This is a genomic window from Acidobacteriota bacterium (assembly GCA_039030395.1).
Lineage (GTDB): Bacteria > Acidobacteriota > Thermoanaerobaculia > Multivoradales > JBCCEF01 > JBCCEF01.
The window spans coordinates 35,205-56,153 of the sequence record JBCCEF010000007.1 but is presented as its reverse complement, the minus strand read 5'-3'; the positions used below and the strand labels follow the sequence as shown (position 1 = coordinate 56,153).

General features: G+C 64.9%; 22 protein-coding genes. 18 read left to right on the top strand and 4 right to left on the bottom strand.

The features are described from left to right. Positions 1–156: 156 nt before the first annotated feature. From AAF481_09120 to AAF481_09090, 7 genes are all read left to right on the top strand, one after another. Positions 157–918 (top strand): 3',5'-cyclic-nucleotide phosphodiesterase, encoded by a 762-nt coding sequence (locus AAF481_09120; GenBank protein MEM7481321.1) that lies wholly within the window; start codon positions 157–159, stop codon positions 916–918. Between the two features lie 155 nt (positions 919–1,073). Continuing rightward, positions 1,074–1,856: an MBL fold metallo-hydrolase gene (locus AAF481_09115; protein MEM7481320.1), complete on the top strand. Its 783-nt coding sequence runs from the start codon at positions 1,074–1,076 to the stop codon at positions 1,854–1,856. After that, positions 1,853–2,104 (top strand): phosphoribosylformylglycinamidine synthase subunit PurS, encoded by a 252-nt coding sequence (purS, locus tag AAF481_09110; protein ID MEM7481319.1) that lies wholly within the window; start codon positions 1,853–1,855, stop codon positions 2,102–2,104. The genes AAF481_09115 and purS overlap by 4 nt, the downstream gene beginning before the upstream one ends. After that, a complete protein-coding gene (gene purQ / locus AAF481_09105) occupies positions 2,101–2,802 on the top strand; it encodes a phosphoribosylformylglycinamidine synthase subunit PurQ (protein MEM7481318.1) in 702 nt (233 codons plus the stop codon). Before purS ends, purQ begins: the two co-directional genes overlap by 4 nt. Then, positions 2,799–5,018 (top strand): phosphoribosylformylglycinamidine synthase subunit PurL, encoded by a 2,220-nt coding sequence (gene purL, locus AAF481_09100; GenBank protein ID MEM7481317.1) that lies wholly within the window; start codon positions 2,799–2,801, stop codon positions 5,016–5,018. The genes purQ and purL overlap by 4 nt, the downstream gene beginning before the upstream one ends. 12 nt (positions 5,019–5,030) lie before the next feature. Further along, entirely contained in the window at positions 5,031–6,440 is a 1,410-nt protein-coding gene (gene purF, locus AAF481_09095; protein MEM7481316.1) for an amidophosphoribosyltransferase, read from the top strand. A 28-nt stretch (positions 6,441–6,468) separates the two neighbouring features. Next, on the top strand, positions 6,469–7,281 hold the full coding sequence (locus tag AAF481_09090; GenBank protein MEM7481315.1) for an MBL fold metallo-hydrolase: 813 nt from the start codon (positions 6,469–6,471) through the stop codon (positions 7,279–7,281). Between the two features lie 11 nt (positions 7,282–7,292). On the opposite strand, the gene AAF481_09085 is transcribed toward AAF481_09090, so the two are convergent. Genes AAF481_09085 through AAF481_09075 form a run of 3 tightly spaced genes read right to left on the bottom strand, consistent with a single transcriptional unit; the run spans position 7,293 to position 9,080 of the window. Next, on the bottom strand, positions 7,293–8,063 hold the full coding sequence (locus AAF481_09085; protein ID MEM7481314.1) for a hypothetical protein: 771 nt from the start codon (positions 8,061–8,063) through the stop codon (positions 7,293–7,295). After that, positions 8,060–8,722, bottom strand: a complete 663-nt coding sequence (folK, locus tag AAF481_09080) for a 2-amino-4-hydroxy-6-hydroxymethyldihydropteridine diphosphokinase (GenBank protein ID MEM7481313.1) — start codon at positions 8,720–8,722, stop codon at positions 8,060–8,062. The genes AAF481_09085 and folK overlap by 4 nt, the downstream gene beginning before the upstream one ends. Continuing rightward, positions 8,688–9,080 carry an FYDLN acid domain-containing protein gene (locus AAF481_09075; protein MEM7481312.1) on the bottom strand — a complete coding sequence of 131 codons (393 nt, stop codon included), beginning with the start codon at positions 9,078–9,080 and terminating at the stop codon, positions 8,688–8,690. Before AAF481_09075 ends, folK begins: the two co-directional genes overlap by 35 nt. A gap of 242 nt (positions 9,081–9,322) precedes the next feature. On the opposite strand from AAF481_09075, the gene AAF481_09070 reads away from it, so the two are divergent. From AAF481_09070 to AAF481_09035, 8 genes are all read left to right on the top strand, one after another. Further along, on the top strand, positions 9,323–10,042 hold the full coding sequence (locus tag AAF481_09070) for an outer membrane lipoprotein carrier protein LolA (protein MEM7481311.1): 720 nt from the start codon (positions 9,323–9,325) through the stop codon (positions 10,040–10,042). A gap of 11 nt (positions 10,043–10,053) precedes the next feature. After that, on the top strand, positions 10,054–11,172 hold the full coding sequence (gene tgt / locus AAF481_09065; GenBank protein ID MEM7481310.1) for a tRNA guanosine(34) transglycosylase Tgt: 1,119 nt from the start codon (positions 10,054–10,056) through the stop codon (positions 11,170–11,172). Between the two features lie 175 nt (positions 11,173–11,347). Then, positions 11,348–11,662 carry a preprotein translocase subunit YajC gene (gene yajC, locus AAF481_09060; GenBank protein MEM7481309.1) on the top strand — a complete coding sequence of 105 codons (315 nt, stop codon included), beginning with the start codon at positions 11,348–11,350 and terminating at the stop codon, positions 11,660–11,662. Further along, positions 11,659–13,242, top strand: a complete 1,584-nt coding sequence (gene secD, locus AAF481_09055; protein MEM7481308.1) for a protein translocase subunit SecD — start codon at positions 11,659–11,661, stop codon at positions 13,240–13,242. Before yajC ends, secD begins: the two co-directional genes overlap by 4 nt. A 42-nt stretch (positions 13,243–13,284) precedes the next feature. Further along, entirely contained in the window at positions 13,285–14,463 is a 1,179-nt protein-coding gene (gene secF, locus AAF481_09050) for a protein translocase subunit SecF (protein MEM7481307.1), read from the top strand. A gap of 189 nt (positions 14,464–14,652) precedes the next feature. Further along, positions 14,653–16,839, top strand: coding sequence for a bifunctional (p)ppGpp synthetase/guanosine-3',5'-bis(diphosphate) 3'-pyrophosphohydrolase (locus AAF481_09045; protein MEM7481306.1), 2,187 nt, complete (start codon positions 14,653–14,655; stop codon positions 16,837–16,839). Between the two features lie 54 nt (positions 16,840–16,893). Next, a complete protein-coding gene (locus AAF481_09040; GenBank protein ID MEM7481305.1) occupies positions 16,894–17,208 on the top strand; it encodes a metalloregulator ArsR/SmtB family transcription factor in 315 nt (104 codons plus the stop codon). Next, complete coding sequence (locus AAF481_09035; GenBank protein MEM7481304.1) at positions 17,205–17,744, top strand: SRPBCC family protein; 540 nt, start codon at positions 17,205–17,207, stop codon at positions 17,742–17,744. The genes AAF481_09040 and AAF481_09035 overlap by 4 nt, the downstream gene beginning before the upstream one ends. Before the next feature lie 145 nt (positions 17,745–17,889). Here AAF481_09035 and rpmB read toward each other — a convergent pair whose 3' ends face one another. After that, on the bottom strand, positions 17,890–18,114 hold the full coding sequence (gene rpmB, locus AAF481_09030) for a 50S ribosomal protein L28 (GenBank protein ID MEM7481303.1): 225 nt from the start codon (positions 18,112–18,114) through the stop codon (positions 17,890–17,892). Between the two features lie 531 nt (positions 18,115–18,645). Between rpmB and pilM the strand changes: the two genes are divergently transcribed. Genes pilM through pilO form a run of 3 tightly spaced genes read left to right on the top strand, consistent with a single transcriptional unit; the run spans position 18,646 to position 20,938 of the window. After that, entirely contained in the window at positions 18,646–19,704 is a 1,059-nt protein-coding gene (pilM, locus tag AAF481_09025; protein MEM7481302.1) for a type IV pilus assembly protein PilM, read from the top strand. A 7-nt stretch (positions 19,705–19,711) separates the two neighbouring features. Next, positions 19,712–20,329 carry a PilN domain-containing protein gene (locus AAF481_09020; protein MEM7481301.1) on the top strand — a complete coding sequence of 206 codons (618 nt, stop codon included), beginning with the start codon at positions 19,712–19,714 and terminating at the stop codon, positions 20,327–20,329. A gap of 12 nt (positions 20,330–20,341) precedes the next feature. Continuing rightward, complete coding sequence (gene pilO / locus AAF481_09015) at positions 20,342–20,938, top strand: type 4a pilus biogenesis protein PilO (GenBank protein MEM7481300.1); 597 nt, start codon at positions 20,342–20,344, stop codon at positions 20,936–20,938. The last annotated feature ends 11 nt before the right edge of the window (positions 20,939–20,949 follow it).

The window sequence follows — 20,949 nt, the reverse complement described above, 5'->3', positions numbered from 1 at the left end:
ACGGGTTCTTTGCCAGGAGGGGAGATTGAATCCGGGGCCGGCGCAGGACTTGACCCCGGCGCCTAGCGCTAGCTGCCCGCCGACGCTCTCGCCTCGCTGATGACGTCGGCGATCCTTCTTGTACCGCCGGGATCCGCCCACTAGAATGACGTATTCATGCGCATCGATGTCTTGGGCAGTTTCGGTGGCGAGAGCCTCGATTGCCGGATGACCTGTTTGCGGATCAACGGCACGGTGGCTCTCGATGCGGGTTCTCTGTCGCAGGCTCTCTCGATCGAGGAGCAGGCGCAGGTGGAGTCCATTGTGTTGACCCATTCGCACATGGATCACACCAATTCGCTGCCCTTTTTCATCGAGAACGTGTATGGCCTGACCTCCCGGGCGATCGACATCTATGCCTCGTCGGCGACCATTTACGCGCTGCGTAAGTACCTGTTCAACAACGCCACTTGGCCGGACTTTTCCCGTCTGCCGAATCACCTGCTGCCGGCGGTGCGCTTCCATGAGCTGCGCGAGGAGGTGCCGGTGGTGCTCGACGGGGTGAGTTTCACTCCCTTCGCGGTGGATCATGTCGTGCCGACCTACGGCTTCATCATCGAGCAGAACGGCAAGGCGGTGATCTGGTCGAGCGATACCGGGCCGACGCGGCGCCTGTGGGAACTGGCAGACCAGACCCCCGGTCTCGAAGCGGTGTGTATCGAAACCAGCTTCGACAACTCCCTCCAAAAGGTGGCCGATGTCTCGTCCCACCTCACGCCGCAGACGCTGGAGCGGGAACTGGCCAAGATGCGCAAGAAGGTGCCGATCCTGCTGCACCATCTGAAGCCGCCTTGCCGGGAGCAGATTCGGCGCGAGGTGGAGGCCCTGGGCAATCCGGATATCGGCTACCTGGAGCAGGGCTTCACCTACGATTACTGATCGTTCTTTCGGCGCCCGCCGGCGTCGGTCAGTCGTGATACCGTCTGAGCTCGGACAACCTACTGATGAGCGTGTGTCCGCTCTCCACCAAAACGGTTCCAACATGACGATCCACGTTCCCTATCGACTCCCTCGGGAGAGGTTCTAGGCCCTCCATGCGCGTCGCCGTTCTCGGTTCCGGAAGCCGCGGCAACGCGCTGGTGATCGAGTGCGCCGATGAGTTGTTGTTGGTGGATGCCGGTTTCTCCTGCAAACAGATCGAATTGCGGCTCGAGAGCCTGGGCGTCGAAGCGGCGGATCTCTCCGCCGTGCTGGTGACCCACGAACACAGCGATCACACCCGCGGGGTGGACGTGCTGGCGCGGCGCTACGGCACGCCGGTCTACGCCACCGCCGGTACCCTCGACGGATGGCGGCACCTGTCCGATGAGGTGCGCCAGCGGGTGCGGCCGATCGCTTCCGGCCGGCCGGTGGAGGTGGGGGGCTTCGAGGTGGAGCCCTTCGCCGTCCCCCACGATGCCTGCGAGCCGGTAGGTCTGGTGATCCAAGCGGCCACCGGTGAGCGTCTCGGCCTGGCGGCGGATCTCGGAAGCCGCAGCCGCCTGGCCTGGGGTCGGTTGACGGATCTCGACGTACTGGTGATCGAAACCAACCACGATCTCGACATGCTGCGCAACGGCCCCTACCCGTGGGCGCTGAAACAGCGCGTCGCCGGCCGCCACGGCCATCTCTCGAACCGCGATGCGGCGGAGGGGTTGCCGGAGCTGGTGTGCGATCGGTTGCGCTGGGTCGTCCTCTACCATCTTTCCCAAACGAACAATCTGCCGGCCCTCGCCGCCTCCGAGGCGGGTGAGATGCTGGCGCGAGAAGGGGCCCATGCGCAGGTCGTGATGACCGAGCAGGACCACCCCACATCCTGGCTGGAGGTGTCTCCTTGAAGGCAAGAGTAACCGTCTATCCGCGACGCGAGATCCTGGACCCGCAGGGCAAAGCGATCCGCACCGCGTTGGCCGGCATCGGCTTCGACCAGGTCGAGGACGTGCGGGCCGGCAAGAGTTTTCAGGTCGCCCTCGCCGTCGACGATGAGGAGAAGGCCACCGCTCTCCTCGACGAGATGTGCCAGAAACTGTTGGCCAACACGGTGGTGGAGGACTATCGGATCGAGCTGCTGGAGGAAAGCCCGTGAGATGCGGAGTGGTGGTCTACCCGGGGTCGAATTGCGACCACGATGTGTACCACGTCTTGAAACACGTCCTCGCCCAGGAAACGTTTTTTCTGTGGCACGGCGACGATGACTTGAAGGGTTGCGATCTGATCGTTCTGCCCGGCGGCTTTTCCTATGGCGACTACCTACGCGGCGGTGCCCTGGCGGCGCTGTCGCCGGTGATGTCCGCGGTCAAGACCCACGCCGACCACGGTGGGCCGGTGTTGGGGATCTGCAACGGCTTCCAGATCCTGCTGGAGGCGGGAATGCTGCCCGGCGCCATGCGGCGCAATGAGGGGCTGCGGTTCATCTGCCGGGATGTTCACCTGCGGGTGGAGCGCGACGACCTGCCCTTCACCCGCGGTTACCGTAAGGGGCAGGTGCTGCGCATGCCCATCGCCCACGCCGAAGGCAACTACGAGAATTCCGACGAGGCCTTGGATGCCCTGGAGGCGACGGATCAGGTGGTGTTTCGCTACGTCACCGAAGCGGGACAGGTGGAGGGTGGCAACCCGAACGGTTCCGGCCACTCCATCGCCGGGGTGTGCAACGCCGCCGGCAACGTGCTCGGCATGATGCCCCATCCGGAGCGCTGCTCGGAGGAGATTCTCGGCAACACCGACGGCTTGGCGCTGTTTGCCGGCACCCTCGAATCGGTGATGGCGGGAGCCGCATCGTGAGCGCCACCAAAGCCGCGCTGGAGGAACCGAAGGTCGATCAGCAGCTCGCCGCGGAGCACGGCCTGACGGAGGAGGAGTTCGGCACCCTGTGTTCGATCCTCGGCCGCGAACCAAACTACACGGAGCTGGGTATCGCCTCGGCGCTGTGGTCCGAACACTGTTCCTACAAGTCGTCCCGCGCCTATCTGCGGAACTTCCCGACGGAAGGCCCCCACGTGCTCGAAGGCCCAGGCGAGAACGCCGGGGTAGTGGATTTGGGCGACGGTCTGGTGGCGGCGTTCAAGATGGAGAGCCACAACCACCCGAGCTACATCGAGCCCTACCAGGGGGCGGCGACCGGCGTCGGAGGCATCCTGCGGGACGTTTTCACCATGGGCGCCCGGCCGGTGGCCTGCATGGACTCGCTGCGCTTCGGCGAACTCGACGCGCCGCGCATGAAGTACCTGGTCGACGGCGTGGTGCGGGGCATCGGCGACTACGGCAACTGCGTGGGTATTCCCACCGTCGGCGGGGAAACGGGCTTCCACAAGTCCTACAACGGCAACATCCTGGTCAACGCCTTCGCCGTCGGCATCGCCCGGCGGGACCGCATCTTCACCGCCAAGGCGAGCGGCCTCGGCAACCCCATCCTCTACGCCGGCAGCCGTACCGGGCGCGACGGCATCCACGGCGCCACCATGGCCTCAGAGTCCTTCGACGGCGAGAGCGAGGCCAAGCGGCCGACGGTGCAGGTGGGCGATCCCTTCACCGAGAAGGTGCTGCTCGAAGCCTGCCTGGAGGCCATGCGCACCGGCGCCATCGTCGCCATTCAGGACATGGGGGCGGCAGGGCTCACCAGCTCGGCTTTCGAAATGGCCGGCCGCGGCGAGGCCGGTATCCGTCTCGATCTCGACCGCGTGCCGCTGCGCGAGGCCCGTTTGACCCCCTACGAGATCATGCTTTCGGAGTCCCAGGAGCGGATGCTGGTGGTCGCCCAGCGCGGTCGCCAGGAAGAGGTGGAGCACGTGTTCCAGCGCTGGGGCCTCGATGTGGAGACCATCGGCGAGGTGACCGATACCGGTCGAGCGGTGCTGCGCATGGACGGCCGCGAAGTGGCGAACATGCCGGTCAAACCGCTGACCGAAGAAGCCCCCGTTTACCATCGTCCGGCGGAGGCGCCGAAGGACTTGGTGGAGCGGCGCCGGATGCCCGAGGTGCCGCTGCCGGAGGATCCCGGCCAGGCCCTGGCGGACCTCCTTGCCACCCCGGAGATGGCGAGCAAGGAGTGGATCTGGCGGCAGTACGACCACACCGTTCGCACCAATACCCTGATCGGCCCCGGCGGCGACGCGGCGGTGCTGCAGATCAAAGGCTCCACTTCCGGTTTGGCGATGACTTCCGACGTCAATCCCGTCTACTGCTGGCTCGATCCGCGCACCGGCGGTGCCCAGGCGGTGGCCGAAGCGGTGCGCAATCTGGCCTGCGTCGGCGCCGAGCCCTTGGGGCTCACGGACTGTCTGAACTTCGGCAACCCGGAGAACCCGGAGATCGCCTGGCAGTTCCGCGAGGCCGTCGAGGGGATGTCCGAAGCCTGCCGCGCCCTCACCGTGCCGGTGGTCTCCGGCAACGTCTCCTTCTACAACGAGACCGACGGGGTGTCCGTGCACCCGACGCCGACGGTGGCGATGGTGGGGGTGGTGCCGATGCTCGAACACGTGCCGGAGCCGGTGTTCGTCGAATCCGGACACCGCATCGTTCTGCTCGGTACGGACGACGAAGAGTTGGGTGGCTCGGCCTACTTGCGGCTGCTCCACGACATCGAGCAGGGCGCGCCGCCGGCGGTGGACCTGGAGGCGGAGGCGCGGCTGGCGGAACTGCTGCGGGTGCTGGCCTTCGGTGGCGTCATCAGTGCCGCCCACGACCTCTCCACCGGTGGCCTGGCGGTGGCCCTGGCGGAGGCCACTTTCGGGCGCGGCTTGGGCGTCCGGGTGGAGGTAGCGGAAGGCCCCCTGGGGCTGTTTTCGGAATCGCAGGGACGGGTGCTGGTCTCCTGCCGCCCGGATCGCCTGGAACGCCTGCTCGGCCGGGCCGAGGACATCGGCGTGCCGGCGCGGGAGATCGGCGAAGTGATCGGCGATGAGCTCGCGGTGACCTTCGACGGCGGAAGTTTCACGCGCTCCGTGGCGGACCTGAGGGAGATCTGGGCCACCGCCTTGCCCCGCGCGCTCGATCTCTAGGAGCCCTCGATCATGTGCGGCATATTCGGCATCGAAGGCGACGCGGACGCCAGCAACCTGACCTATTTGGGTCTCTACGCCCTCCAGCATCGGGGCCAGGAGTCCACCGGCATCGTCTCCTGGGACGGTTCCCACATGAATGTCGAGCGCGGCATGGGGGAGGTGGCGGACATCTTCAAAGAGCATGTCCTGGAGCGCCTGCCGGGACGCGCGGCGATCGGCCACACCCGCTACTCGACGGCCGGCACCAGCGTGGTGTCCAATGCGCAGCCGATCGTCGTCAAGACCTCGATGGGTCCCCTCGGTCTGGTGCACAACGGCAACCTCACCAACGCCGTGGAGATTCGCCACGAGCTGGAGGCCGCCGGTTCCATCTTCCAGACCACCAGCGACACGGAGGTCATTCTCCACCTGATGGCGCGCAATCCGCGGGAGCAGATCGTCGAGTCGTTGATGGAGGCCCTGTCGCGGGTGCGGGGCGCCTTTTCCCTCCTGCTGATCACCGAGCAGGGGATGATGGCGGCGCGCGATCCCTACGGCTTCCGGCCGTTGATGCTCGGCCGATACCAAGGGGGTGAGTATCAGGGCTGGCCGTGTTTTGCCTCCGAAAGCTGTGCCTTCGATCTGATGGAGGCCGAGGTGGTTCGAGAGCTCGCGCCGGGCGAAGTGGTCGTGGCGAACGAAGGACGGTTCGAGAGCTATTCGCTGCCGGCCGCCGATCCGCCGGCGCGGTGCATCTTCGAACAGGTGTATTTTGCCCGTCCAGACAGCTCGGTGTTCGGCGATGCCGTATCCGAAATGCGCCTCGGACTGGGCGCCACCCTGGCGCGGGAAGCGCCGGCCGATGCGGATGTGGTGGTGCCGGTGCCGGACAGCGGTCTGTTCGCGGCCTTGGGCTATAGCCGAGAGTCCGGTCTGCCGCTCGAATTCGGACTGATCCGCAATCACTACGTGGGACGCACTTTTATCGAGCCGAAGCAGTCCATCCGGCACTTCGGTGTCAAGGTCAAGCTCAATCCGGTGCGCTCGCTGATCGAAGGCCGCCGAGTGGTGCTGATCGACGACTCCATCGTGCGCGGCACCACTTCGCCAAAGATCGTCAAGATGGTGCGCGACGCCGGCGCGGCCGAGGTCCACGTCCGCATTTCGGCGCCGCCCACCCGCTTTCCCTGCCACTACGGCATCGCTATGCCCACCCGCGAAGAGCTGATCGCGTCGAGTCACGAGGTGGAGGAGATCCGCACCCTGATCGACGCCGACAGCCTGGCCTACCTGTCCCTCGACGGCATGCTGCGCTGTGCCGGCGGAGCGCCGGAGTCCTACTGCACTGCCTGCTGGAGCGGCGACTACCCGGTAGAAATCAGCGACGTCGACCGTCGGCAGGCGGTGCTGTTTCCCATCAGATCCGAAAGTGATGCGTAGCCGCTAGTCAGCGCCTTGCTGTTTTCCGATGTTTGAAGTCCGTTCCGCCGGTCCGCTGGTGCGCCTGGTGATGGCCCGGCAACTGCTCGGCCGGCGGTTGCACAAGGTCTCCGCCTACGTCTCCGGCCCGCTGCTAATCGATGCCGGTCCACCGACGATGGCGGGAGAGTTGGTGCGCTGGCTGCGCGAAGATCCTCGCGGCCGCCGGGTGCGCGCGGTGTTGATCACCCATCATCACGAGGACCACGTCGGTGGCTGCGCTCGCATCGCCCGGGAATTGAGCCTGCCGATCTACGCTCCGCCCGCCACCGTCGAACGAATGGCCGGCGGTCACCGCATTCCGTTCTACCGCTGGTTGATCTGGGGCAGTGTGCCGAGCACCGATGCCGGGCAATCGCTGGGCGAGGTGTTCGAGGGAGAAGGGCGCAGCCTGCGGGTGATTCCCACCCCCGGCCACGCCTTCGATCACGTTTGCTACTTCGACGAGGATGCGGGCACCTTGTTCTCCGGCGACCTCTTCGTCCACGAGCGCGTTCATTCGGCGCGCCGGATCGAGGATCCTTGGGAGCATCTGGCGAGCTTGAAGCGGGTGCGGGATCTGGCGCCGCGGCGCATGGCCTGTGCCCACGCCGGCTGGGTCGAGGAACCGGTCTCCGCCCTCGACCGTAAGATCGCCTACTGGCAACAACTTGCCGAGCGCGCCCGGGATCTGGCGGCAGAGGGGGAGTCGGTCGCCGCCATCCGCCGCCGGTTGCTCGGCCGGGAGGGCGTCCTCACCCTGTTCAGCCTGGGGGATTTCTCGAAGAAGCGGCTGATCGCCAAACTCCTCGCCGGGCCGTAGCTGGCCTGGTTCTAGACCCCCGGTAGCACCACCGGCGCGGCCCTCGAATGCGGTAGACGGGTGGAGGTTTCGCTGGCAAGGCCCAGGAAGAGCGACCACAGAGCGATCGCCGCGAAGAGCGCCGGCCGCCGGAGCCGTGGCGGAAGCCAGCGGGCGGCGAAGAGCAACAGGCCGCAGGCCAGGGCCGTGATGCCCCAGCCCTCCGCATGGAGGACGTCGCGCAGGGCCTCCGGAAGCAGGAAAAGGTAGAGCGGCAGGGCGAGGGCGGCGAGCGGAGCGAAAACCGGTCGTGGTCCGGTCGCCCGCCCAGTGGTGGCCTCGCCGGCCGCCAAGGCCACCAGGCCGTGGCAGGCGGTGGCGAAGGCGAGGACCGCCGGCCGGCTCCAGGGTCCCTCGCCGGTGCGCAGCAGCTCCAGAAAGGCCCCGGCGGAGAGGGATGCGACGAGCCCCAGGCCGGCGGCCAATCGCCAGCCCAAATCCTCCAGCTTGCGCCAGCCGACCAACAAAACCGAGTCCACCAGGATCAACACCGGCAGGGTGACGGCGAGGGAACGTACGATGAGGTCGCTGACGGAGCGGCTTCCCCAGCCGGCCCCGAGCAGGGTATCGGGGTGGGAGGAGAGCCACCAGCCGCCGGTGAGGAGCACCACGAAGAGCGACGGGAGAGCGAGGAGCGCCCAGCCGCGGCGGCGCGGCGTCGGCCGCGTCGCGAGCCTCCAGGGTAGGACGACGTGACTGCCGAACACCAGAAAGGCCAGCAGAAAGGTGACGGCGCCGATCATGGTGGCGCGCAGTCATTTCCCGCCGTGGGCGGCCAGGGTCGGCGCTCGACCCGCTGGGAAAGGACCTCCGGCAGCACATCACGAACGGTGCGGCCGTCCGGCGGCAGCGGCCAGTCCGGCAGCAACTCCGCCAGCGGTTCCAGCACGAAGCGTCGCTGCCGCAGGCGCGGGTGGGGAAGGGTCAGCTCCGGTCGGTCGCCGCAAGGATGCTCGCGGCGGCCGTAGAGCAGTAGGTCGATATCGAGGGTTCGAGGCGCGTCCTGTCGGTAGGGGTCGCCCTCGCGCCCGGCGGCCAGCTCGAAGGCCTTGGCGAGGGCGAGGAGTGCGTCCGGCGACAAGTCCGTTATGCCGGTGACGGCGGTGTTGTAGTAGTTCGGCTGCCGGTCGATCTCTTGCGGCGAAGCGGCCGGCTGGCGGCTCATCGGTGCCGAGCGGTAGAGGGAGGCGGTTTCGAGGGGTCCCAGGTGGCGGGTGAGGGCGCCGATCGCCTGCAGGAGCGTGTTCGCCGCGGACTGTCCGCCCCGGGGAAGGTTGGCCCCCAGCCCCAGGGCGAAGGTTTGCTGCCCCTTGGACGCTCGCCCGCTGCGAGGTGCCGGCGATCGATCCGGATCGGGTTCCCGCGGATCAGTCGTCGTCGCCCTCTTCCTCGTCCTCATCATCGAGGTCGTCGAGCTCCTCGGCGTCTACCCCGACTTCCTCCTCGCCCTCCTCGTCGTCGTCCTCCTCGTCGTCCTCGTCGTCGTCGTCGCCGGAGGCGCCTTCGCCGCGGGCTTTGTTGACGTCCAGCTCCAGCTCCTTGTCGCTATCGTCTTCTTCCTCGTCTTCGAGGGACTCTTCGGTCTCATCGGGTTCCGGAGGGGGTGCGGTTTTCTTTTTCGCCTTCTCCTTCTCGGCCTCGGGGACTTCGTTCTGATCGGTGCCGCACTTCGGGCAGATCAGCGTGCCCTTGCCCAGGTCATAGAACTTGGCGCCGCAACTCGAACAGATGTGCTTGGCTCCCAACTTGATGTCCGACATGATTCGCTCCCAAAGTTCCGGTCTACAGGGCCTGTTTGTATTGAAAGTGGCCGCGAAGCTAGCACCCGGTCGGCAGAGCTGTCAACCGCCTGAAAACAGCCATAGATCGGCCCTCCCCGGCCTCTCCGGAAATGCCGCGGGAGCCCGCCTTGTTATGGTGCACGCACGGGGATCTTCGAGTGCTCGGGACTCTCCCCGTCTCCACCCAGGGAACCCCTACTTCGGGAGATAGCATGCATACGATGGTTCGATCTCCGCTCTTCGTTCTCGTGGCGCTGGCGATCGCTCTTACCGTGCCGGCCGCGGTGTGGCCGGCGGACGCCGACCCGGCGGACACTTCCCTGTCCGGCTCCCAGCGCCTGGCGGCACTGATCGAGCGCATCAAGGCCGCTCAGGGCGATCTTCAAACCCTCGAAGCGCGCTTCACTCAGCACCAGGAGAGCGCTCTGTTGCTGGAACCGGAAGAGTCCGAAGGCACCTTCCTCTACGCCGCCCCGGATCGCGTGCGCTGGGAGTACACGGCGCCGACTCCCATCTCGGTGGTGATCGACGGCAAGGAGATGACCACCTGGTATCGCGATCTACAGCGCGCTGAGACCCTGGAGATTGGTCGCTACTCGAGCCAGGTCTTCAAGTACCTGGGCGCCAGCGGTTCGATGGAAACGTTGCTCGACTACTTCGACGTGCGGGTGAGCTTTCCAGCCTCCGAGGGAGAGCCCTACGAACTGCGGATGAAGCCGCGCTATGCGCGCATCGCCAAAAAGCTGGAGTCGATGACCCTGTGGGTGGATTCCGAGCGCTATCTGCCGGTGCGGCTGGAGCACGTGGGGGCCGACGGGGACTCGACCGAGTACCGCTTCGAAGACCTCAAGATCAACGCCGGAATTCCCGCGGAGAGCTTCGATCTAGAGCTGACGGACGAAGTCGAGGTTCGCCGAATGGGCTTGCCTAGAAGCGGGTAGGCCTCTTTCCCTTGCAGTTCGAAGTCCTCCACCGCGACGGTGCGGCCCGCTGCGGCCGCCTGGTCACCCCTCACGGGTCGATCGAGACCCCGGCGTTCATGCCGGTGGGCACCCTCGGTGCCGTTAAAGGCCTCGGCCCTTCCTCCCTCGAAGATCTGGGAGCCCAGGTGATGCTCTCGAACCTCTATCACCTCGAGGTGCGGCCGGGGGTGGAGGCGGTGCGTGAGTTGGGCGGCCTCCATCGCTTCACCGGCTGGTCCGGGCCGATCCTCACGGACAGCGGCGGCTTCCAGGTGTTCAGCCTGTCGGATCTGCGCACCGTTGACGACGACGGCGTGTCCTTTCGCAGCCACGTGGACGGCGACGCCATGCGATTCACGCCCGAGAAGGTAGTGAAGCTGCAGGCCCGTTTGGGCGTGGACATCGCCATGATGTTGGACGAGTGCCCGCCCTGGCCGGTGGACCAGGCGACGGCAGCGGCCTCCTGGCGGCGCACCCTGGACTGGGCGCGGCGGGCGAAGGAAGCGTTGCCGGCGGCGCGGCGCGAGGGACTCGATGGGCAGTGGCGGGGCGCCCTCTTCGGCATCGTCCAGGGCAGCGTCTTCCCGGCGCTGCGGGAGCGCGCCGGGCGCGAACTGGCGGAACTCGACCTCCAGGGCTACGCCATCGGCGGGGTGAGCGTTGGGGAGCCCGACGCGGACCGCCGCAAAGTGGTCGAAGTGACGGCCCCGGTGCTGCCGGAGGACCGGCCGCGGTATCTGATGGGCGTGGGGTATCCGGAGGATCTGCTTCACGCCGTCAGCCAGGGAGTGGACCTCTTTGACTGCGTGCTGCCGGCGCGCAATGCCCGCCACGGCAACCTGTTTACCCGGCAGGGCGTTGTCAAGCTCAAGAACGCGCGATTCGGGCGAGACGACCGGCCGGTGGACGAGCACTGCCGGTGCCCGACCTGTAGCACCGTCAGCCGAGCCTTCCTCCATCACCTGTTTCGCTGCCGGGAGTTCACCGCCGGGGTTTTGGCGACCCAGCACAATCTGTTTTTCTATCTCTCCCTGATGGCGGATCTGAGGGCCGCCATTGCGGCCGGGGAACTGGCCTCCTTCAGCGCCTCACGGGCCGGTACCGCTTGAGTTTTTTCGCCCTTCGCCGGACTTGCAATGCGCGATCCGGTCTTCTATTCTCCATGGTCTCGGTCGGGCCGCGCAGGCTGGTCCGTGCACGGCATGGCTGCGCGCGGGTCAACAGCGGGTTGCCTGACTCCAGTCAGTCCCCTCGAAAAACGTCACTACCTGGAACCGCGGACCCATGACTTCATCGCTCTTCGTGCTCGCTCAAGAGGCCCAGAGTCCCTTCATGGCCTTCATGCCGATGCTGCTGATCTTCGGCATCTTCTACCTCATTCTGTTCATGCCGATGCGCAAGAAGCAGAAAGCGCTGCAGGAACTGATCGCCAACCTGAAGAAGGGTGACAAGGTGTACACCAACGGCGGCATCTACGGCGAGGTGAGCGGCGACCAGGGTTCGACGCTGATTCTGAAGGTGGCGGACAACGTGAAAATTCGCGTCGCCCGCTCCGCCATCGCCGGCCTCGAAGGCCAAGAGGAAGGACAGAAGAAATGAACCGGAGCCTTTTGATTCGGGGTGGACTGATCTTGCTGGTCGTCGCCCTTGCTGTTTTTTCTGCTTTCCCCGTCGACGAGCGCATTCGCCTCGGCCTCGATCTGCAGGGCGGTATGTACCTGGTGCTCCAGGTGCAGACCGAAGATGCCGTCGGCTCGGAGATCGACAAGGACATAGAGCGTCTGGTCTCTCTGGCCGAGGATCGCGACCTGCCGGAACTGCAGGTCGCCAAGGTGGACGACCGCAACTTCCGGGTGAGCGGCGTGACCGCCGAGACGGTGGATACGCTGCGCGAGATCGTCGATGGCTTCCGCAACAGCGTCGGCGCCGCCGCCTGGGACTCGAGCCGCAGCGGTGGCGACCTGACCTTCACCATGACCAATGCCAACGTGCGCGACATCGAGCGCCTGTCCGTGCGTCAGGCCCTGGAGACGATCCGCAATCGGGTGGACGCCTTCGGTGTGACGGAGCCCACCATCACCCCGCTTGGCGATACGGACCGGCTGGTGGTGCAGCTTCCGGGCGTTGACGATCAAGACCGCGTGCGCGAGTTGATCAAGCGCACCGCCTTCCTGGAATTCCGCTTCACCGAGTTCCCGCGCCAAGGCGGCACCGGTGTCTCGAGCCGCGAGGCGGTGCTGCAAAACTACGGCGGTCAGATTCCTGCCGGCGTCGAAATCATGGAAGGTGCGGAGCGCGACGAACGGGGCCAGCCGCTGGAGTGGTTTGCCGTCGAATCGAAGAGCGTGGTGACCGGCCGCGATCTCAAGAACGCCCGGCCGACTCTCGGCCAGTATCAGGAGCCGGTGGTCAACTTCACCTTCAAGGCGGACGGCGCGGATCGCTTCGGCGAAGCCACCGGCGCCAACGTCGGGCGTGGTTTGGCGATCGTGCTCGACGGCAAGGTGGTGACGGCGCCGGTGATCAACAGCCGGATCAGCGACAGCGGCGTGATCGAGGGCAACTTCACCCAGCAGGAGGTCGAGGATCTGTCGATGGTGCTGCGCACCGGCGCTCTGCCGGCCGGCATCACCTACCTCGAGGAACGCACCGTCGGTCCGTCCCTCGGTCGCGATTCGATCAAGAAGGGCTTGCGGGCGGGTCTCGTCGGCGGCGCCCTGGTGATCCTGATCATGCTGGTGGTCTACCGCTTCACCGGCATCAACGCCATCGTCGTGCTGGTGCTCGATGTGATCCTGGTGTTCGGAGCCCTGGCCTATTTCGGTGCGACCCTGACCCTGCCGGGCATTGCCGGCATCATCCTGACCATCGGTATGGCGGTCGACGCGAACGTGCTGGTGTTCGAGCGCATCCGAGAAGAGCTGCGGGTGGGACGGACCATCCGGTCGGCCATCGACGCCGGTTTCGGTAAGGCCTTGTCGTCCATTCTGGACGCCAACATCACCACCCTGATCGCCTCACTGTTCCTGTTCCAGTTCGGAACCGGCCCGATTCGCGGCTTCGCCGTCACCCTGTCCATCGGTATCTTCGCTTCGGTGTTTACCGCGGTGATCGTCAGCCGGTGGATCTTCGATCTGATCTATTCACGTCGCAAGCGCGTCGAGCGGCTTTCGATTTAGTCCCTGCCCTGTCCCTTCGGCAAGGCTTGAGAAGGAGTTGTCATGGAGTTTTTCCGCGACACACGCATTGACTTCATGAAGTACCGGAAGGTGATGGTCGTCATCTCAGCCATCTTGGTGCTCACCGGCATCACCACGGTCTTCGTCCAGAAAAAACTCAACATCGGTATCGACTTCGCGGGCGGCACGCAGCTCACCCTCCAGTTCCAGGAGGAGCCGCAGGTGGACGTGATCCGTGAGGTGCTGGTCGGGGCGGGGATGGACGAAGCTCTAATCCAGCGCTTCGGGGACGAGGATGCGAACGAGGTGATCCTCAAAACGTCGACCCTCGAAGGCAGCGAGGAAGGGCGCCGAGCCCAGATCGTCGAAGCCCTCGACCAGCAGTTCAATGACGGCCGTTCGGAAGACTCGGATCTGAACCGCGAAGGGGTGGAGGACTTGACCGCCGCCCTGCTAGAGGCCGACCCGACGTCCCTGGGGGGCGATCTCGCAGCGCAGCAGGCCTACACCCAGATGGCCGAGCGCATCATCGAACAGCGCCGCGAGCAAGGCATCTTCACCTCGTGGGGTCAGGTGGCCGCCATCGAAGACGTGCCGCCGGGGGTGGTCGATGCGCTGAAGGAGAAGGTCTACCTGGGCAGTTTCTCGATCCTCGGGGTCGAAAACGTCGGCCCACAGATCGGTGAAGAACTGCGCATCAAGGGCATTCTGGCGGTGGCGATGTCGCTGCTGGGCATGTTGGCCTACATCTGGGTGCGTTTCGAGCTTCGGTTCGGTATCGGGGCGCTGGTGGCGGTGGTGCACGACGTGCTGGTGTGCATTGGCATCTATGCCCTGGCCGGCTTCGAGTTCAACCTCACCACCATCGCGGGCTTCTTGACTCTGGTCGGCTATTCGGTCAACGACACGGTGGTGATCTTCGACCGGGTGCGCGAGAACATGCGGCGCGCCCGCCGCAAGCCGCTGGTCGATACGATGAACCAGAGCATCAACCAAACCCTGTCCCGCACGGTGCTCACCTCCGGTACCACCTTGTGCGTGGTCGGTTCGCTGCTTTTCCTGGGTGGTGACGTCCTGCGCGGCTTTGCCTTCGTCCTGACCATCGGCATCATCGTCGGCACCTACTCTTCGGTGTTCGTCGCCAGCCCCTTCGCCCTGCTGTGGGAGCAGTGGTTCGGCGCCGAGGCGAAGGCCCGAAAGGCGGCCCAGAACCCGGCCTGATCGCGGTTCCACAAGGCGGTCTGTGGATTGCGGGGTCGTGCCTCTCCGGCGCGGCCCCGTTGTGCGTTTGTGGTCACCGATGCCTCTTGACGGCTGTCCTATAATCGGTCCTCCCTCGCCGACGGTCTTTTCTTCGCGGGGACCGGCCCCAAGATGCCGTCTGTCCGATCATCCAAGCTCAAGCCCCCGGTGGCGAGTCCCAAAGTGCGGGACATCGAGCAGGTGATCGATCGCCTGAAAGAGCACGGACGGATGGTCGACGAGTCGCTTCTGCGCTCGGTCTACGAATTCACCGCCGAGAAGCACCTCGATCAAAAGCGCCGTTCCGGCGAGCCCTATGTCAGCCACCCGCTGACCGTCGCCTACCTGTTGGCGGACCTGAAGTTCGACCACGTCTGCGTGGCCGTCGGCCTGCTGCACGATGTGCTGGAAGACACCCTTGCCACCCGTGAGGAGCTGATCGAGCACTTCGGCGAAGAGATCACCGATATGGTCGATGGGGTGACCAAGATCGGGCGTCATGAATATGTGCGCCGCGATCAGGCGCAAGCGGAGACGTTCCGCAAGATGATCCTCGCCTCCGCCAAGGACATTCGGGTGGTGGTCGTCAAGCTGGCGGACCGTCTCCACAACATGGAGACCCTGCAGCACATGCCGAGCGATGCGCGGCGGCGCATCTCGCGCGAGACGTTGGAGATCTACGCGCCGATCGCCAACCGCCTGGGCATGAGCCGGGTGAAAGGCGACTTGGAGGATCTCGCCTTCTTCTACCTGTATCCCCATCAGTTCGCCGAGCTCTTTGCCAGCGTGGCGGAGAAGATGAAGGGGGCCAAGGGAACCGTCGAGCGCATCCGTCAGGACCTGGGCGGTCACCTGGAAACGGCCGGCATCGAGGCGGAGATCACCTTCCGGGTGAAGCGCTACTACTCGATCTACCACAAGCTTCGTCGGCAGGGGATCGACATCTCGCGGCTCTACGACTACCTGGCCTTCCGCATCATCACCCGAAACCTGCGCGACACCTACGCCGCACTGGGCGTGGTCCACCAGCACTGGCGGCCGATCCCCGGCCGCTTCAAGGACTACATCGCCATGCCCAAGCCGAATCTCTATCAGTCCCTCCATACCACCGTGGTGGCGGAGCGCGGGCAGCCTTTCGAGGTGCAGATCCGCACCCGTGAGATGGACCGCATCGCCGAGGAGGGCATCGCGGCCCACTGGCGCTACAAGGAGGGCAAGGCATCGCCGGCGGAGGATGCCAACATCCTTTGGCTGCGGCAGCTTTTGGACTGGCAGAAGGAAGTTGACGACCCGCGCACCTTCTTGACCACCTTGAAGATCGACCTCTATCCGGACGAGGTCTATGTGTTCAGTCCCAAGGGCGAGGTGTTCTCCTTTCCCCGCGGCGCCACGCCGCTGGATTTTGCCTACAAGGTGCACACGGATGTTGGCCACCACTGCTCCGGCGCGCGGGTGAACGGCAAGCTGGTGCCGCTCCGGGCGGAACTCCAGAACGGCGACATGGTCGAGATCATGACGGCGCCGAATCGCCAGCCGAGCCGCGACTGGTTGACCTTCGTGGCCACCTCGCGGGCCAAGAGCAAGATCCGCCAGTGGCTCAACACCCAGCAGAAGCAGCGCGCCATCGAGATCGGCCGGCGGCTACTGGAGAAAGAGCTGCGGCGCTACAAATACAGCCTCAAGCGGTTCTATGACCTCGACCGGTTCACCACGGTGCTGGAAGAAGACGGCATCAACGGCGAGGACGATCTGCTCTCCCGGCTGGGCTATGGCAAGCTTTCGGCCCGTCACATCATCGAGCGGGTGTTGCCGAACGAGCCCTCCGAAGAGAAGGCGCCGGAGCCGAGCCGCATCCGCAAGGTGGTCAACAAGATTCTGCCCTTCGGTCACGGGCCGATCGTGGTCAAGGGGCACGGCGACATGCTGGCCTTCCTCGCCCAGTGCTGCAATCCCCTACCGGGGGAAGACATCATCGGCTACATCACCCGCGGCCGCGGGGTGTCGGTCCATTCCCTGGCCTGCCCCAACGTGCGCAACCTGCTCTACAACCCGGAGCGGGAGATCGAGGTGGAGTGGGCCCGCCAAAAAGATGACCTCTACCGCATTTCTCTGACCATCGAAACGGAGGACCGGCCGGGCATTCTGGCGCGGCTGGCCGAGGTGATCGCCGATCAGGAGTCGAACATCGCCCATCTCCAGGCAGAGACCGAAGAAGCCAACCGCGGGCTGATCAGCGTGGTGGTGCAGGTGCGCGACAGCAAACATCTGGACAAGATCGTTCGCCGGGTGCGCGCCCTGGCCGGCGTGCGCAGCGTCGACCGCCGCATGTCCGGCCCGCGGGCGGGGGCACGGTGAGTTCAGTGCGGTAGTGCCTTGACGGTTATATGCCTTAGTCGTTATATTCAGTCCATGCAGACCGCGTTTGAGCTGTTGGCCGATCCCACTCGTCGACGTCTCCTCGACGAGCTTCTCGGGGGCGAGCTGTCCGTGGGAGACCTCGTGGATCGGCTGGGGATGAGCCAGCCGGCGGTTTCCAAGCAGCTCCGCGTGCTGCGCGAGACCGGCCTCGCCTCGGTGCGGGTGGATGCGCAGCGCCGGATCTACCGCTTGAACCCCGAAAGATTGCGCGAGGTCGACGACTGGTTGGCTCCCTACCGGGCCTTCTGGGAGGACCGTCTCGACGCCATGGAACGAACCCTCGACGCGATGGAGGATGGAAGATGAAAGCTACCTTCAGCAAGGCCGGCGCGAAGTACGAACTGGCCTTTGAGCGCCGCCTGGCGCATCCGGTGGAGAAGGTCTGGCGGGTTCTCACCGAACGCGAACTGTTGAATCGGTGGTTCCCGGCCGAGGTGGCCGGCGAGTGGAAGGTCGGCGCCAGGCTCCGCTTCGCCTTCCCTGGCGCCGAGGGTGAGGCGTTGCCGGAGGGGGAATTGCGAGGAGAGGTCTTGGCGGTGGATCCCCCGCACCTGCTGGAGTTCCGCTGGAGCGACAGCATCCTGCGCTGGGAACTCCGCGCCGACGGAGAGGGGTGCCGGTTGTCTTTTACCGAGTTCCTCGACGACCCGTCCAAGGGGGCGCGCAGCGCGGCCGGCTGGGAGATGTGCCTCGAAAACCTCGAACTGCTCGCCCAGGGCGGCATCCTCGCCAAGTTCGCCTGGGGGGTGTGGCGAGCGAAGTACAGCCGCTACGCGAAGGAGTTCGAGGCCGTTCACGGCCGACAGCAGGGTCCACCGGAGAACTTCTCGCCGGCGACCTAGCCTTCGTCTACGCCGCCTTTGCTGCACGCTTCGCCACTCGAGCGAGACGTTTTCCGGCCGCTCCCTCGTCGGGAGTCCGGGAACGTCTTGCTGGAGTGGGGAGTACTGCGGCGGGCACCGGTCCGGCGCCCTGGGGCTTGGCCTGCTAGCTCGCGGACGTGGTGTCCGGAGTCCAGTTGCGCGCCGGCGGCTTCTGGACGGCGCCGTTGCGGATGCAGCGGGTGCAAGCCCAGATACGCTGGGTCGAGCCGTCGATCAGTGCGCGGACCTTCTGCAGGTTTGCCTTGAAGGGGCGGTTAGTGACGTTGTGGGCGTGGCTGATGCTCCGCCCGAAAGTCGTTCCCTTACCGCACAATTCACATTTCGCCATGGTTTTCTAGCTCCTTCCTTCGCCTAAGGGCGGCGAACATATCAGAAGCGTCGCGCTGGGACAACCTCCATTCCGGCCTGCATCGCCTTGACAGTGAACCCCTTTGCTAAGATCGGTCGCTTCATCTGATATGCCAGGCAAGACGGTCGGGTCCGGCTGTTCATCAAGGCGCATACCTACGACACGCAGATGTCCGTTCCGAAGTTCAATCGCCGCCTGGACGAAGTGAGAGAAGAGGCCCAGCGGCGAGCCGACGCTCTCCAGCCGCGCGGCTGAAGCCACCCCTGTTTCGCCCGATCCTTCAGAGGGCCACCGCTACGCAAGGAATCCTATGCGTTTCGCTCTAGCACAGAATAGCGATATACTTCCGGGCTGAACCCAGGTGAAACCTAAGTTATTGCCATGAATGCATTCGCTTCTTGACTCCTTTGGTTCGTGCTGCTAGGCTGCGTCGGCACTTGAACTATCCGGCGGTAAATAGCCGTCATTACTGATTTTTTCATTACTGATTTCTTGAGGGGCTGGGCTGTCATGTTCTTTTCGAGAAACAAGGGGGTCGTAGGCCTCGATCTCGGCAGTTCCGCCGTCAAGTTGGCGGAAGTTCGCGAGAAGAAGCCTGGGGACTACCACCTACAGCACCTCGATGTGGAACCGCTTTCGCCGGAAGCGATCGTGGACGGTTCGATCATGGATTCGTCCCTGGTGGTCGACGCCATCCACAAACTCAATAGCGAGACCGGAGTCAAGACGGCGAATTATGCGACCTCGCTGTCCGGTCACTCGGTCATCATCAAAAAGATTCAGCTGCCCTCGATGCCGGCGGACGAGCTCGCCGAGTCCATCCAGTGGGAGGCCGAGCAGTACATCCCCTTCGACATCAATGACGTGCGCCTGGACTATGTCGTCCTCAACGAGGGCGAACCGGGTCACGACAATATGGAAGTGCTGCTGGTAGCGGTCAAGCGTGACAAAGTCAACGACTACACCTCCGTGATCAGCCAGACCGGCAAGTCGCCGGTGCTGGTCGATGTCGATGCCTTCGCCATCCAGAACGCATTCGAAGCCAACTACGATCTCGATCCGCTGAAGACCGTGGCCCTGATCAATATGGGCGCCGGCGTCACCAACATCAACGTCCTGGCCCGCGGGGCGACGGTTTTCTGGCGCGACATCTCCTTCGGTGGGAATCAGTTCACGGAGTCCCTGCAGCGCGAGTTCAACCTCTCCTTCGAACAGGCGGAACAGCTCAAGCGCGGCGAGTCCGTCGACCGCTACAGCCTGGCCGATGCGCGACCGGTGCTCGATGCCGTGTCGGCGGAGATGGCCTCGGAGATTCAAAAGACCTTCGACTTCTTCTCGGCCACGGCGTCCGAAGGCCCGGTGGACCAGCTCTACCTGTCCGGTGGCTGCGCCCTGACGCCTAACCTGGAGCAGGTTCTGAGGGAGCGCTTCGAAGTGTCCGTCGAACTGATGGATCCGCTGCGGCGGATCCACTATTCCGAGCGGGAGTTCAACTCGGAGTGGCTGCGCGGCATTGCTCCGATGTTGGCCGTGGTGATCGGTTTGGCGATTCGCAAGGCGGGGGATTAGACGACCGATGATCAAGATCAATCTACTCTCCGAGGGGCGCAAGCCGGTTGCGGCGCGCAAGGGTAGCCGCCTCGAGCCGGGGCCGAGCCAGCGGGAATGGGCGCCGATCGTGCTCGGGTTGGTGGTGGTCGCGGCGATTCTCGCATTCGCCCTGTGGTGGTGGGGCCTGCACTCGGAGATCAAGGAAAACGATCAGGCCTTGGCCCGGGCACGGGCCAAGGTGGCGGAACTCGAAGAGATCATTCAAGAGGTCGAGCAGTACAAGGCGCGGCAGGCGGAACTCGAACACAAGATTGCGGTGATCAAGGATCTGCGGCGCAACCAACAGGGTCCAGTGCAGGTGATGGACGCCATTTCGACCGCCTTGCCGGAACTCCTCTGGCTCGACAACCTCTCGATGAACAACCGTTCGGTGACCTTGACCGGCCGGGCTTTCAATCCGAACGCGGTGGCCAATTTCATCGAGAACCTCGACCGGGTACCCGCCTTCCAGGAACCGATCCTGCGCAACACGCAGCAGGTGGGGAACGTCTACAACTTCACCGTCGTCTTCAACTACAGCTATTTGCGGCCGGCCGAGGATTCGGAAGACGGCGAATCCACCGCCGTGGCGGCGGGCGGCTAGGGGGACGCAACGATGGCGCTCGAAACCGGCCTCGAAGGCAAGCCCTGGTACTTCGGATTGATCCTCGGATTGATCGTGGCGGCGCTGTTGCTGGGTGTGGGGTACAAGCTCCAGATCGAAGACAAGCAGGCGCGCATCGAGGCGCAGAAGGGTGAACTGCAGGCCCTCGAGGTCAAGATCCAGCAGGGCCTGGCGGCACAGCGCGAGTTGCCTCAGTTCCGCGAGGCGGTGCGTGAGCTCGAACTGGAGCTGGACAAGCTGCTCCGCATCTTGCCGGCGCGCCGCAACACTCCGGAACTGTTGCGCCGGATCCGCGCCCTCGCGGAGCAAGGCGACTTCGGCTTCCGCCGCTTCACGCCCGGCGCCTTCGTCGACAAAGAGTTCTACAGCGAATGGCCGATCAGCATCGATCTGGCCGGCGACTACCACAACCTCGCGCTGCTCTTTGACCGGGTGAGCCGCTTCTCGCGGATCATCAACGTCGAGAATCTGACGGTCGTTGCGACTCCGGCGGACGGAGGGCAGACGATCTCGGCCTCCTTTGTCGCCAAGACGTTCATCTACAAAGAGCCGCCGCCGGAAACCCTTACCGAGGAGCCAGTCAATTGATCGGTCTACGG